We start from the raw sequence: 12,310 nt of genomic DNA on the forward strand, positions 1-12,310 counted from the left end.
GGGCGTCGCCTGGGACATCCTCATTGGCCCGATCGCGAAGAAGATAGACCACAGCACGAAAGACGGGCGGCGGCAACCGCGCTATCACACCGTTTCGCGCGGACATTCGCCCGCGCCGACGCCGTGCGGGCGAATCACGTATCCGGAGTAACCGAGATGGCCGACGCGCTTGCCGGCGGGAGCGCCCGCTACGAGAGGACCGCGGTGTCGATCCTCGTGGCCGTGAGCTTCTGCCACATGCTGAACGACATCATGCAGTCGCTGCTGGCGTCGCTCTATCCGGTGCTCAAGGCCAACTACTCTCTCGACTTCGTGCAGATCGGACTGCTCACCTTCGCCTTCCAGGTGACGGCCTCGCTGCTGCAACCGATCGTCGGGCTCGTCACCGACCGCTGGCCGATGCCCTATTCGCTGCCGGTCGGCATGGCGAGCACCTTCTTCGGGCTGATCCTGCTCGGCCATGCGCATGACTACACGATGCTGGTGCTGGCGGCCTGCCTGATCGGCCTCGGTTCGGCGGTGTTCCATCCCGAGGCGTCGCGGGTGGCGCGGCTGGCCTCCGGCGGGCGGCACGGCTTCGCGCAGTCGTTCTTCCAGGTCGGGGGCAACCTCGGCCATGCCATCGGGCCGCTGCTGGCCGCCTTCGTCGTGCTGCCGCTCGGCCAGCCGAGCGTCGCCTGGTTCGCCGGCATCGCCATGGTCGGGATGGTCACGCTGACGCGGGTGGGCGGCTGGTACGCCGCGCACCGGCGGGCGAATGCGGGCGCGCCGGCGGCGAGCAAGGCCCTGCCCCTGCCCGCGCCACGGGTGCGCTTCGCGCTCGGGCTCCTCGTCCTGCTGACGGCGACGAAGAACGTCTACATGGCGAGCCTGTCGAGCTACTTCACCTTCTACGTGATCGACCAGTTCGGCCTCTCCACCCGCGACGCCCAGCTCTACCTGTTCCTGTTCCTCGGCGCGGCCGCCGTGGGTGTGTTCGCCGGCGGCCCGATCGGGGACCGGTTCGGGGCGCGCTTCGTCATCTGGCTCTCGATCCTCGGCGTGATCCCCTTCGCGCTGATGCTGCCATATGCGTCGCTGTTCTGGACCGCCATCCTCGTCGTGCTCATCGGCTTCGTCTTCGCCTCGGCCTTCCCGGCGATCGTCGTCTTCGCCCAGGAGTTGGTCCCCGGGCGGGTGGGGCTGATCGGTGGCGTCTTCTTCGGCTTCGCCTTCGGCTTCGGCGGGCTCGGGGCGGCGCTGCTCGGGGGGTTCGCCGACAGCCACGGCATCGCGTTCGTCTACAGAGTGGTGTCGTTCCTGCCGCTGCTCGGGCTGCTCACCATCCTGCTGCCGCACGTGCCGCGGCGGCTGCCCTGACGTCGCCGAGGAACCGCCGGAAGGCGCGCTTCAGTTTCCCGCCGGAGCGGCAGGAGCGGCAGGGGCGCCCTCGACCGCCTCCTTGATCGCCTCGCCCGCGGCCTCGGCGGCGTCGCCCGCCTTCTCGACCGCTTCGCCAGCGGCAGTCGCAGCGCCCTCGGCCACGCTCTCGACCGCGGCGCCTGCGTTCTCGACCGCCTCGCCGACGGCAGCCGCAGCGCCCTCGGCCGCAGTTCCCGCCTTTTCGGCCGCGGCCTCGGGCTCCTTGGCGCCGAAGCCGAAATAGAGCGCCAGCGCGATGAGGACGGCGCCCGCGATCAGGATCAGAATGCGCATTGCGCTCTCCCAGACATTTTGGCGCGGCGCACCTGCGCGCGCCAATCGCGCGAACTGAACGCCGAGCCCGTGGCGATGCAACAGAAATCACGGCGCGCCGCCAACGACGCCGCAAGGCGTGGCGCCGTCGCCGCGCCCCCTTCACTTGCACGCGCGATTGCACTATCCTACGCGCTCCGGGGCGCAGTGTGCCCCGGTTTTTCATCCGGGAAACGATACGAAGGACCTGAAAACCATAGCTCGCAGACCTCACAACGCGCCGCCCACGCGCGACACCGGCCCCCGCGTCAATGACCGCATCCGCGCCCCCGAGATCCGTCTCATCGGCGCCGAGGGCGAGAACATCGGCTTGATCACGCCCGAAAGGGCGATGCTCCTGGCCGAGCAGGCAGGCCTCGACCTCGTCGAGATCTCTCCGAACGCGACGCCGCCCGTCGCGAAGATCATGGATTTCGGAAAATACAAGTACGAGACCCAGAAAAAGGAATCCGAGGCCCGCAAGAAGCAGAAGGTCATCGAGATCAAGGAGATCAAGTTCCGCCCCAACACGGATACGCATGACTACGAGGTCAAGATGCGGTCCGTGATGAAGTTTCTCGAGGGCGGCGACAAGGTCAAGATCACGCTTCGCTTCCGTGGCCGCGAGATGGCCCACGCCGACCTGGGCCGCAAGCTGCTCGAGCGCGTCGCCGGGGACGTGAGCGAGCTGGGCAAGGTCGAGGCCATTCCCCGGCTCGAGGGCCGGCAGATGGTCATGATGATCAACCCCGTCCGCCACTGAGCCGGACGGGCGACCGCGCCCGTGATCGGATGCCTTGCGTTCCGCGATCCCGCCCCCGCGCCACGGCTCTCGCCGTGACGGAGTCCTGAACGTGTCCCGCCGCGGCCGCCCCCTCGCCGAGGCGCTCGCCTTCGCGCCTGCGGCGCTGTCGCTGGGGCTCGTCCGCGCGCTGCCCTGGCGGGCGCGGCTGGGCTTCGGCGGCTGGCTCGGGCGGCGGATCGTGCTCGGCCTGCCGAAGCTCCGCGGCCGGGTCGACGCCAACCTGCGCTACGTGATGCCGGAGCTTGACGCGAAGGAACGCCGCGCGATTGCGGCCGAGGTCGGCGACAGCTTCGGGCGGACCTTCGTCGAGACCTTCTGCATGGCCGACTTTCAGGCCGCCCGCGCCTGGATCGCGCCGACGGGTCCGGGCGCGGAAGCCGTCGCCGCCGCGGCGCGCGAAGGCCGCCCGGCGATTGTCGTCAGCGGCCATCTCGGCCAGTGGGAGGCGGGGCGCGCCTGGGCGAAGGCCACGCACCGCGAGGCGGCCGCGGTCTACCGTCCCCTCAACAACCGCTGGCTGGAGCCGATCTACCGCCGCCAGCTCGAGATCGGCGGGCGGCCCATGCTGCCCAAGGGCGCCGCCGGCCTGCGCGGCCTGGTCGCGCATCTGCGCTCGGGCGGGCTCGCCGCGATCCTCGTGGACCAGTACGACCGGCGCGCCCCGCGGCTCGACTTCCTCGGCCGCCCGGCCCCCACGGTGACGCTCGCCGCGGACCTGGCGCTGAAGTTCGGCGCGCCCCTCATACCCGGCTGCGGCATCCGCCAGCCGGACGGCGTGAGCATCGCGATCCAGCTCGACCCGCCGGTGCCGCACACCACGCCCGCCGAGATGATGCAGGTCGTCAACGACAGCCTCGCCCGCCACGTCCGCGCCCATCCCGGCCAGTACCTCTGGCTCCACCGCCGCTGGACCAAGGACCTCGGCGGCCAGCCGTAGTTCCCTCGCCGCCGGTGATCCGGACGCGTCCCCTGCCCTACCCCTCGATCGGCAGGGCCGTCTCCACCAGCCGGGCAAGGAAGGACGCCGCGATCGGGGTCACCGCGTCGTTGTAGTCGTAGGCGGGATGGTGCAGGCCCGCGCCCGGGCCGGCCCCGACGAAGACATAGGCCCCCGGCCGCGCCTCCAGCATGTAGGAGAAGTCCTCCGACCCCATCTCGGGCCGGCGGTCCGCGTCGACGTTCGCCGCGCCGACGACCTCGCGTGCCACCCGGGCGGCGAAGGCCGCCTCGTCGGGATCGTTGCGCGTCACCGGATAGCCGAACTCGTAGTCGAGCTTCGCCTCGACGCCGAAGGCCGCGCCGATCGCCGATGTCGCCGACGCCACCGCGTCGGCGATCAGCTCGCGCTCGGCCGCGTCGAGGGTGCGCACCGTGCCCGCGAGCCGCGCCGTCGCCGGCACCACGTTGGTCGCGTCCCCGGCATGGATCACCGTGAGCGACAGCACGCCCGAGCGGATCGGGTCGACGCGCCGCGCCGGGATCGCCAGCAGCGCCTGGCCGAGCGACAGCGCCGCCGCCACCGGATCAACGCAGTCGTGCGGGTGGGCGGCATGGCCGCCGCGCCCGGTCAGGGTGATGTCGAACTGGTCGGCGGCCGCCATGATCGCCCCGGGCCGGGTCTCAATCCGGCCGAGCTCGACGCCCGGCGAGTTGTGGAGGCCGAAGACCCGCGAGACGCCGAAGCGCTCCATGATCCCCTCTTCCACCATCACCCGCGCGCCCCCGGACAGCTCCTCCGATGGCTGGAAGATCAGCGCGACCGTGCCGGCGAAGTTGCGCGTCTCGGCAAGGTAGCGCGCCGCGGTCAGCAGGATCGTGGTGTGCCCGTCATGCCCGCAGGCGTGCATCACCCCGGGATTGCGCGACTTCCACGGCCGGTCGACCGCCTCCGCGATCGGCAGCGCGTCCATGTCGGCGCGCAGCCCGACGACCGGCCCCGGCGCACGTCCGCGGATCAGCGCGACGATCCCGGTCCTGGCGATGCCTTCGTGCATCTCGTCGACCCCGATCTCGCGCAACCGCTCCGCGACGAAGGCCGCCGTCTCGTACAGGTCGAAATCGAGCTCCGGCATCTCGTGCAGCCGACGCCGCCAGGCGGTCGCATCGGCCTCGAACGCCGCGATCCGGTTGATCACCGCCATGTCTGTCTCCCCCTCGGCCGGGTCGTGACGACCGATCGCTGGTCGTGCCCGTATAGCCCCCGGAGACTGGGATCTCCCGGGCGAGAGTCAAGCGGCGAGCACACAGACACAGCCAACACGCGGAAGGTCGGAGCAGGCAAGGCCCTCATACCGGCGAGCCCACCAGGTTACCCGGCGCAACACGGGCCAACACGCTCTAACACGCGTGATAGGTAGGGTAACTATCTGAGTACAAACGATAAAAAAGCGAAAGGCCAAAAGGGGCCGCGAGTCGTTTCATGATCCCGCCCGGTATCAGGCGGGAACCAGGCGCTCGAGAAGCGCGGGCAGCGCGGCATAGTCGTCGAGCATCGCCTCCGGCTCCATCGCGGCGACGGCCTCCCCCTCCGGTCCGAAGCCGACGAGGACGCAGGGCACCCCCGCCGCGAGCGCGGCCTCGCGGTCATTGGCCGTGTCGCCGACCAGCACGGACCGCTCCCGCGTGCCGCCGGCGCGGGCGATCGTCTCGAGGAGATGCAGCGGATCGGGCTTGCGCACCGCGAGGCTGTCCGCCCCAAGCATGGCGCGAAAGCGCTGGCGGATCCCCAGCGCCGCCAGCAGCGTCTCGGCCAGCGCCGCGGGCTTGTTGGTGCAGATGGCGAGACCCCAGCCGTCCGCCTCCAGCGCGTCCAGCGCCGGCACGACGCCGGGATAGAGCCGGGTGTGACGGGCGATGTCGGCCGCATAGGCTTCGAGGAGGCGCGGATAGCCGGCCTCCACGCGGTCGGCCTCCCACCCGCCAGTCGCGCGCGCCATGCCGGCCCGCAGCATCGCCCGTCCGCCGGCGAAGGCGTGGACCTTGTCCGCCTCCGGATCGAGCGGCGCGCCGAAGCCCGCCTCGGCGAGCGCGGCATTGGCGGCGGCGATCAGGTCGGCCGAGGTGTCGGCGAGGGTGCCGTCGAGGTCGAACACGGCGAGGCGCATGGGCTCCTTCTGGCGCCTCCACGCGGCCGCAGCAACCTGGCGAAACAATATCTGAAGCCTTGCGGCCTTTCCCTGCCCCGCGAGCGCAGGCTAGAAGCCTGCGGAAACCGACTGCGCCGGAGACCGCCCATGCCAACCGCCGTCATCCTGCTCGCCGCCGGCGAGGGCACGCGCATGAACTCGGACATCCCCAAGCCGCTGCACCGTCTCGCCGGCGCGCCGCTGATCGCCCATGCCCTCGCCGCCGCCCGCGCGCTCGGGCCCGAGCGGATCGTCGTCGTCACCGGCCACGGCGCCGAGGCGGTCGAGGCCGCGCTCGCCGGGATCGCCCCCGAGGCGGTGGTCGCGGTGCAGGCGGAGCGCAAGGGCACCGGCCACGCCGTCCTGCAAGCGGCCGGGGCGCTCGGCGACTTCGCCGGCGACGTAGTCGTGCTCTATGCCGACACGCCCTTCGTGCAGGCCGACACGTTGCAGGCGATGCTCGACGCGCGCATCGGCGGGGCGGCCGTCGTCGTGCTCGGCTTCGAGGCGGCGGAGCCCGGCGGCTACGGCCGACTGGTCCGCGGCGCCGACGGCGGGCTCGAGGCGATCGTCGAGGCGCGCGAGGCGACCGCCGCCGAGAAGGCGATCACGCTCTGCAACTCCGGCGTCGTCGCCGCGGACCGGGCGCTGCTCTTCGGGCTTCTCGGCGAGGTGCGGCCCGACAACGCCAAGGGCGAGTACTACCTTACCGACGTGGTGGGTCTCGCACGCCGCCGCGGGCTCGCCGCCGCCGCCATCGTCTGCCCGGAGGCCGAGACGCTCGGCGTGAACTCCCGCGCCGATCTCGCCGGCGCCGAAGCCGCCTTTCAGGCGCGAGCCCGCGCCGAGGCGATGGCGAACGGCGCGACGCTGACGGACCCCGCGACGGTATGGTTCGCCTTCGACACCGTGATCGGTCGCGACGTGGAGATCGGCCCGAACGTCGTCTTCGGCCCCGAGGTCACGGTCGAGAGCGGCGCCACGATCCGGGCCTTCTGCCACCTCGAGGGCTGCCACGTCAGCCGCGGGGCGGTCGTCGGCCCCTTCGCCCGCCTGCGTCCGGGCGCGGAGCTCGCCGAGGACGTCCACGTCGGCAACTTCGTCGAGGTCAAGAACGCCATCGTCGAGGAAGGCGCCAAGGTGAACCATCTCACCTATATCGGCGACGCCCGCGTGGGCGCGCGCGCCAACATCGGCGCGGGGACGATCACCTGCAACTACGACGGCGTGTTCAAGCACCGCACCGAGATCGGCGCCGGGGCCTTCATCGGCTCCAACGCCGCCCTCGTCGCGCCGGTGCGCATCGGCGCGCACGCGGTCGTCGCGGCCGGCTCGACGATCACCGAGGACGTCCCCGAAGGCAGCCTCGCGCTCGGCCGGGCGCGCCAGTCGGTCAAGGCCGGGCTCGGGCAACGGTTGATGGAGCGGCTGCGCGCCGCCAGGGCGCGGGGAGCTCACTGAGATGTGCGGCATCATCGGAATGCTGGGCAACCACGAGGTCGCCCCGCTGATCGTCGAGTCGCTGAAGCGGCTGGAGTATCGCGGCTACGACAGCGCCGGGATCGCCACGATCCACGAGGGACGCATCGCGCGGCGGCGCGCGCTCGGCAAGCTGATCGCGCTCTCCGACCTGCTCGTCGAGGATCCGATCCGCGGCCGCGCCGGCGTCGGGCACACCCGCTGGGCGACGCACGGCGCGCCCTCGATCCGCAACGCCCATCCCCACGCCACGGGCCGGGTGGCGGTGGTCCACAACGGCATCGTGGAGAACTTCCGCGCGCTCCGCGCCGAGATGGAGGCCGAAGGCCGGACGTTCGAGAGCGAGACCGACACCGAGGTGGTCGCGCACCTCGTCGACCGGGGGCTCGGGAACGGCGGCGATCCCCTGTCGGCGGTGCGCGCGGCGCTGGCGCGGCTCGAAGGCGCCTTCGCGCTGGTGTTTCTGTTCGAGGGCGAGGACGACCTGCTCATCGTCGCGCGGCGCGGCTCGCCCCTCGCCATCGGCTATGGCGACGGCGAGATGTACGTCGGCTCGGACGCGCTCGCGCTCGGGCCGCTCACCAACCGCATCGCCTATCTCGAGGAGGGCGACCACGCCCGCATCACCCGGACCTCGGCGGAGATCTTCGACGCTGCGGGCACGCCCGTCCGGCGCGAGATCCAGTCGATGCCGGCCGAGGCGTTCAGCGCCGAGAAGGGCCCCTACAAGCACTTCATGGCCAAGGAAATCCACGAGCAGCCGACCGTCCTCGGCAATGCGCTCGGCAAGTATCTCTCGCCCTCGCGCGACCGGGTGGCGCTGCCCGAGGGCATCGACCTCGCGGGCGTCGAGCGGCTGTCGCTCGTCGCCTGCGGCACGGCGCACTATGCCTGCCACGTGGCGCGCTACTGGTTCGAGAGCATCGCGCGGCTGCCGGTCGAGATCGAGGTCGCCTCGGAGTTCCGCTACCGCGAGCCGCCGCTCGGCTCGGGGGCGATGGGGATCTTCGTCAGCCAGTCGGGCGAGACCGCCGACACGCTCGCCGCGCTGCGCTACGTCCGCGCGCAGGGGGCGCGGGTGGTCTCGGTGATCAACGTCCCCTCGTCGACCATCGCCCGCGAGAGCGACCTCGCCCTGCCGATCCTCGCCGGGCCGGAGATCGGCGTCGCCTCGACCAAGGCCTTCACCTGCCAGCTCCTCGTCCTCGCCGTCCTCGCCATCGCCGCCGCCCGCGCCCGGGGCGCGATCGACGCGGCCGAGGAGGCGAGGCTCGCCGCCGCCCTCGGCGGCCTGCCCGGGCTCATGGCCCAGGCGCTGGCGCAGGAGCACCAGGTCGCCGAGGTCGCCCGCAGCGTCTCGCGGGCGCGCGACGTGCTCTTCATCGGGCGCGGCTCCATGTATCCGCTTGCGCTCGAAGGCGCGCTGAAGCTGAAGGAGATCAGCTACATCCACGCCGAAGGTTATGCGGCTGGCGAGCTGAAGCACGGCCCCATCGCCCTCGTCGACGAGGAGACCCCGGTGGTCGCGCTCGCGCCTTCGGACGCGCTCTTCGACAAGACGGTCTCGAACATCCACGAGGTGATGGCGCGGGGCGGCCAGGTGGTGCTGCTCTCCGACGCGGCCGGCGCCGCCCACGCCGGCGAGATCGGCGAGGCGCTGATCCTGCCCGCCTGCGACCCGTTCGTGGCGCCGATCCTCTACGCCGCGCCGGTTCAGCTCCTCGCCTATCACGCGGCCGTGCTGAAGGGCACCGACGTCGACCAGCCGCGCAATCTCGCGAAGTCCGTCACCGTGGAATAGAGCGCCCGCTGGGCATCGCGGCCGAAACCGGCTATGCCGCGCCCGTTCCGCGAGACGAGGCGCGCCCTGATGATCCTCTACCCCGCCATCGACCTCAAGGACGGCCATTGCGTCCGCCTGCTGCGTGGCGACATGGCCGCGGCGACGGTGTTCGGGACCGACCCGGCCGCGCAGGCCCGGACCTTCGTCGCGGCAGGCTGCCGCTGGCTCCATCTCGTCGACCTCGACGGAGCCTTCGCCGGCGCGCCGAAGAACGCCGCCGCGGTCGAGGCGATCCTCGCCGCCGTCGACGTCCCCGTGCAGCTCGGCGGCGGCATACGCGACATGGCGACGCTGGAGCGCTGGCTCGCGCGTGGCGTGCGCCGGGCGATCCTCGGCACCGCCGCGGTGCGCGACCCCGCCTTCGTCCGCGCCGCCGCCGCCGCCCATCCCGGCCGCATCGCCGTCGGCATCGACGCCCGCGACGGCCGCGTCGCGATCGAGGGCTGGGCCGAGACCACCGCCACGACCGCGACCGAGCTTGCGCGCCGTTTCGAGGACGCCGGCGTCGCCGCGATCGTCTACACCGACATCGAGCGCGACGGCGCCATGGCCGGCCCGAACGTGGCGGCGACCGCGGCGCTCGCCCGCGCCGTGGCGATCCCGGTGATCGCCTCGGGCGGCGTCTCCTCGCTCGACGACCTGCGCGCGCTGAAGGCGAGCGGGGCGCCCCTCGACGGCGCCATCTCGGGCCGCGCCCTCTATGAAGGCAGGCTCGACCTCGCCGCCGCCATCCGGCTGCTGGAGGACTGAATGAGCGTCGAGACCTGGGCCGCCTTCGCCGCCGCCTCCGCCGTTCTCCTCCTCATTCCCGGCCCGACGGTCCTCCTCGTCGTGTCCTACGCGCTCGGCCGCGGCTGGAAGGTCGCCGCGCCGGTCGCGACCGGCGTCGCGCTGGGCGACCTCACCGCCATGACCCTCTCCATGCTCGGCGTCGGCGCCCTGCTCGCATCCTCCGCCGCGCTCTTCACCGCGCTGAAATGGATCGGCGCCGCCTACCTCGTCTGGCTCGGGATCAAGCTCTGGCGCGCCGGCGCCGCGTTGGACGCCGAGGCCCGCACCGACCCGGTCTTCCCGGCCCGGATGCTCGCCCATGCCTGGATCGTCACGACGCTCAACCCGAAGTCCATCGTGTTCTTCGTGGCTTTCCTGCCGCAGTTCATCGACCCTGAACGAGCGTTCTGGCCGCAGATGGCGATCTTCGAGGCGACGTTCGTCGTGCTCGCGTTCCTGAACGCCTTCGCCTACGCGATCCTCGCCGCCCGCGCGCGCCGCCTCGCGGCAAGCCCGAAGGCGGTCCGTCTCGTCAACCGCGCCGGCGGCGCGGCGCTGATCGCCGCTGGCGCGGCGGCCGCCACGATGCGCTCCACCTGACCGTGACCGCGCTGACCCGCCTCCGCACCGCGCAGTCCGATCCGGCTCTGGGTTTGTCTGATGTCATATGAAATCCACTTCGCACCCGACCGCAATGCGGTGGATTGAATCACCCTCCGCCGCAAACGCGCTCACAAGTCCCGGCTTCCGCGAACCGGGTCGGGTGTGCTAGCGAATCGTCGCTGCTGCGGAGATTGCCGATTCGCCTGATTCGTTTTCTCCTGACCGGGCTCGTCCTGGCGCTCTCGGTCTGCGCGGCCGCGGCCGCGGAGGGCGAGGGCTCGTGGTACCGGCTCTACCCGTTGCGCGGCCCCTGCGCCGGCAACTGCGCCACGGCGGTCTATGCCGGCTGGTATGTCGACAACTCGATGGGCCAGGTCCTCGTCACCAGCCCCGAAACGCCGTTCACCTGGGACTACGAGGGCGACTACCTCGTCGCCACCACCATCTCGCGCCGCATCGCCACGCTCTGGCGCCACGTCGACGTCGAGCCCGAGCTCGGCATCGGCCAGCGCTGGAAGGAGCAGGACGAGACCGAGGTCTGGGGCGCCTTCTTCTTCCGCTGGCGCGGCTTCCCGTGGGACGGGACCATCGTCACCACCGCCGCCGTCTCGACCGGCTTCAACTACGCCACCGACATCTCGGAGAAGGAACAGGATCGCGCCAACGACGGCGAGGGGTCGCGGCTGATGCACTTCTTCGCGCCCGAGATCACCTTCGCCCTGCCGAGTCGCCCGCAATACGAGCTTCTCTTCCGCTTCCACCACCGCTCGGGCATCTTCGGCCTCGTTTCCGACGCCTGGGGCGGCGCGCAGTACGGCACGATCGGCCTGCGCATCCGCTTCTGAAGGGGCTCCCGCGGGAGGATCGGGCCGGACCCGGAGGCACGGCCCGATCGGCGCTGACCGCGTCAGCTACGATAGGGCGGACCGGCGCGCTCCATCACCGCGGCGTAGTCCTTGAGGATCTGCACCACCTTGGCCTTGCGCTCGCTCTCGGCGGCGATGCCGTCCCAGAACACCTCCGCCGCCGCCTGCACCGTCGCCCATTCCTCGGCCGGAATCGTGGTCAGCTCCAGGTCGCCCGAGGTGCGGTAGTGCGCCTCGCCCCACCAGTACCAGTGCTGGCGGTAATAGTTCGAGCTGTCCATGCTGAGCAGGTAGAGCTGCTTCAGATGCTCCGGCACCTCCGCCCAGCGCTCGGAGTTGACGAAGTATGAACCGATCCAGCCGCCGTTGATGTTGTTGGTCAGGTAGTATTTCAGCACGTTCGACCAGCCGACCGAATGGATCTCGGTCGCGCCGCACCACCAGATGCCGTCGAGCTCGCCGGTCTGCATGGCGACCTCGACATCCTCCCAGGGCAGCGTCACCGGCACGACGCCGAACTGGGTCAGGAACCGCCCCGCGGTGGGGAAGGTGAAGATGCGCTTGCCCTGCAGGTCGGCGAGGCTCTTGACCGGCACGGTGGTGCCGAGGTTGCACGGATCCCAGGCCCCGGCCCCGAGCCAGGTCACGCCGGTGTCGGCATAGGCCTCCTGCCAGATCTCGTTCAGGCCGTAGTTGTGGAACAGCGCCGGCACGTCGAGGCTGTAGAGCGTCGCGAAGGGGAAGTACGCCCCGAACACCGCGACGTCGGCGGGCGAGCCCATCGAGTCGTCGTCCGACTGCGCGGCGTCGATCGTCCCCTGCTGCACGGCGCGGAACAGCTCGCCCTGCGGCACCAGCTGGTCGGCGAAATAGAGCTCGATCTCCATCTCGCCGTTGGCCGCCTTGTTGAACGCCTCGATCGAGGGCTGGATCACGTATGCGCCGAGCGGCGCGCCGGCATAGGTCTGGAGGCGCCACTTTATCGGCGCCTGCGCCTTGACGTAGGGGGCGGCGAGGGTGGAGGCGCCGATCGCGCCGGCGCCGGCGAGGCCGGCCCGTTTCAGGAATCCGCGGCGGTCAGTCATGGTCGTTCTCCTTCTCCCTG

At 71.4% G+C, this 12,310-nt stretch carries 12 protein-coding genes; 8 read left to right on the forward strand and 4 right to left on the reverse strand.

Annotated elements, in window-relative coordinates; translation table 11 throughout:
• The first annotated feature begins 156 nt into the window (after positions 1–156).
• Positions 157–1,359: an MFS transporter gene (locus tag KBA23_RS00095; protein ID WP_290735047.1), complete on the forward strand. Its 1,203-nt coding sequence runs from the start codon at positions 157–159 to the stop codon at positions 1,357–1,359.
• A 30-nt stretch (positions 1,360–1,389) separates the two neighbouring features.
• On the opposite strand, the gene KBA23_RS00100 is transcribed toward KBA23_RS00095, so the two are convergent.
• Positions 1,390–1,695 carry a hypothetical protein gene (locus KBA23_RS00100; RefSeq protein WP_290735050.1) on the reverse strand — a complete coding sequence of 102 codons (306 nt, stop codon included), beginning with the start codon at positions 1,693–1,695 and terminating at the stop codon, positions 1,390–1,392.
• Positions 1,696–1,930: 235 nt separating this feature from the next.
• Here KBA23_RS00100 and infC point away from each other — a divergent pair, with 235 nt between their 5' ends.
• Together infC and KBA23_RS00110 are read left to right on the forward strand one after the other, a co-directional pair.
• On the forward strand, positions 1,931–2,476 hold the full coding sequence (infC, locus tag KBA23_RS00105) for a translation initiation factor IF-3 (protein WP_366935281.1): 546 nt from the start codon (positions 1,931–1,933) through the stop codon (positions 2,474–2,476).
• Positions 2,477–2,567: 91 nt separating this feature from the next.
• Positions 2,568–3,455 carry a lauroyl acyltransferase gene (locus KBA23_RS00110; RefSeq protein WP_290735057.1) on the forward strand — a complete coding sequence of 296 codons (888 nt, stop codon included), beginning with the start codon at positions 2,568–2,570 and terminating at the stop codon, positions 3,453–3,455.
• Positions 3,456–3,492: 37 nt separating this feature from the next.
• On the opposite strand, the gene KBA23_RS00115 is transcribed toward KBA23_RS00110, so the two are convergent.
• Both KBA23_RS00115 and KBA23_RS00120 read right to left on the reverse strand, forming a co-directional pair.
• Positions 3,493–4,659: a M20 aminoacylase family protein gene (locus KBA23_RS00115; protein WP_290735060.1), complete on the reverse strand. Its 1,167-nt coding sequence runs from the start codon at positions 4,657–4,659 to the stop codon at positions 3,493–3,495.
• Positions 4,660–4,953: 294 nt separating this feature from the next.
• Positions 4,954–5,622 (reverse strand): HAD-IA family hydrolase, encoded by a 669-nt coding sequence (locus tag KBA23_RS00120; RefSeq protein WP_290735062.1) that lies wholly within the window; start codon positions 5,620–5,622, stop codon positions 4,954–4,956.
• 129 nt (positions 5,623–5,751) lie between these two features.
• On the opposite strand from KBA23_RS00120, the gene glmU reads away from it, so the two are divergent.
• The 5 genes from glmU to KBA23_RS00145 all read left to right on the forward strand — a co-directional run bounded on the left by glmU (position 5,752) and on the right by KBA23_RS00145 (position 11,184).
• Positions 5,752–7,104, forward strand: coding sequence for a bifunctional UDP-N-acetylglucosamine diphosphorylase/glucosamine-1-phosphate N-acetyltransferase GlmU (gene glmU, locus KBA23_RS00125; RefSeq protein WP_290735064.1), 1,353 nt, complete (start codon positions 5,752–5,754; stop codon positions 7,102–7,104).
• 1 nt (position 7,105) lies between these two features.
• Positions 7,106–8,923, forward strand: a complete 1,818-nt coding sequence (gene glmS, locus KBA23_RS00130) for a glutamine--fructose-6-phosphate transaminase (isomerizing) (protein WP_290735067.1) — start codon at positions 7,106–7,108, stop codon at positions 8,921–8,923.
• 69 nt (positions 8,924–8,992) lie between these two features.
• Positions 8,993–9,715 (forward strand): 1-(5-phosphoribosyl)-5-[(5-phosphoribosylamino)methylideneamino]imidazole-4-carboxamide isomerase, encoded by a 723-nt coding sequence (gene hisA / locus KBA23_RS00135; RefSeq protein WP_290735071.1) that lies wholly within the window; start codon positions 8,993–8,995, stop codon positions 9,713–9,715.
• A complete protein-coding gene (locus KBA23_RS00140; RefSeq protein ID WP_290735074.1) occupies positions 9,716–10,336 on the forward strand; it encodes a LysE family translocator in 621 nt (206 codons plus the stop codon).
• Between the two features lie 194 nt (positions 10,337–10,530).
• Positions 10,531–11,184, forward strand: coding sequence for a hypothetical protein (locus KBA23_RS00145; protein WP_290735077.1), 654 nt, complete (start codon positions 10,531–10,533; stop codon positions 11,182–11,184).
• 62 nt (positions 11,185–11,246) lie between these two features.
• On the opposite strand, the gene KBA23_RS00150 is transcribed toward KBA23_RS00145, so the two are convergent.
• The gene (locus KBA23_RS00150; protein ID WP_290735080.1) at positions 11,247–12,290 is read right to left on the reverse strand and encodes a TRAP transporter substrate-binding protein; all 1,044 of its coding nucleotides are present in this window, start codon (positions 12,288–12,290) and stop codon (positions 11,247–11,249) included.
• Between the last annotated feature and the right edge of the window lie 20 nt (positions 12,291–12,310).

The sequence above is a fragment of the Amaricoccus sp. genome, from assembly GCF_017995835.1.
Lineage (GTDB): Bacteria > Pseudomonadota > Alphaproteobacteria > Rhodobacterales > Rhodobacteraceae > Amaricoccus.

Coding starts and splice junctions, on each gene's coding strand:
- KBA23_RS00095 (WP_290735047.1), top strand. CDS start 157: ATGGCCGACGCGCTTGCCGGCGGGAGCGCCCGCTACGAGAGGACCGCG.
- KBA23_RS00100 (WP_290735050.1), bottom strand. CDS start 1,695: ATGCGCATTCTGATCCTGATCGCGGGCGCCGTCCTCATCGCGCTGGCG.
- KBA23_RS00115 (WP_290735060.1), bottom strand. CDS start 4,659: ATGGCGGTGATCAACCGGATCGCGGCGTTCGAGGCCGATGCGACCGCC.
- KBA23_RS00120 (WP_290735062.1), bottom strand. CDS start 5,622: ATGCGCCTCGCCGTGTTCGACCTCGACGGCACCCTCGCCGACACCTCG.
- glmU (WP_290735064.1), top strand. CDS start 5,752: ATGCCAACCGCCGTCATCCTGCTCGCCGCCGGCGAGGGCACGCGCATG.
- glmS (WP_290735067.1), top strand. CDS start 7,106: ATGTGCGGCATCATCGGAATGCTGGGCAACCACGAGGTCGCCCCGCTG.
- hisA (WP_290735071.1), top strand. CDS start 8,993: ATGATCCTCTACCCCGCCATCGACCTCAAGGACGGCCATTGCGTCCGC.
- KBA23_RS00140 (WP_290735074.1), top strand. CDS start 9,716: ATGAGCGTCGAGACCTGGGCCGCCTTCGCCGCCGCCTCCGCCGTTCTC.
- KBA23_RS00150 (WP_290735080.1), bottom strand. CDS start 12,290: ATGACTGACCGCCGCGGATTCCTGAAACGGGCCGGCCTCGCCGGCGCC.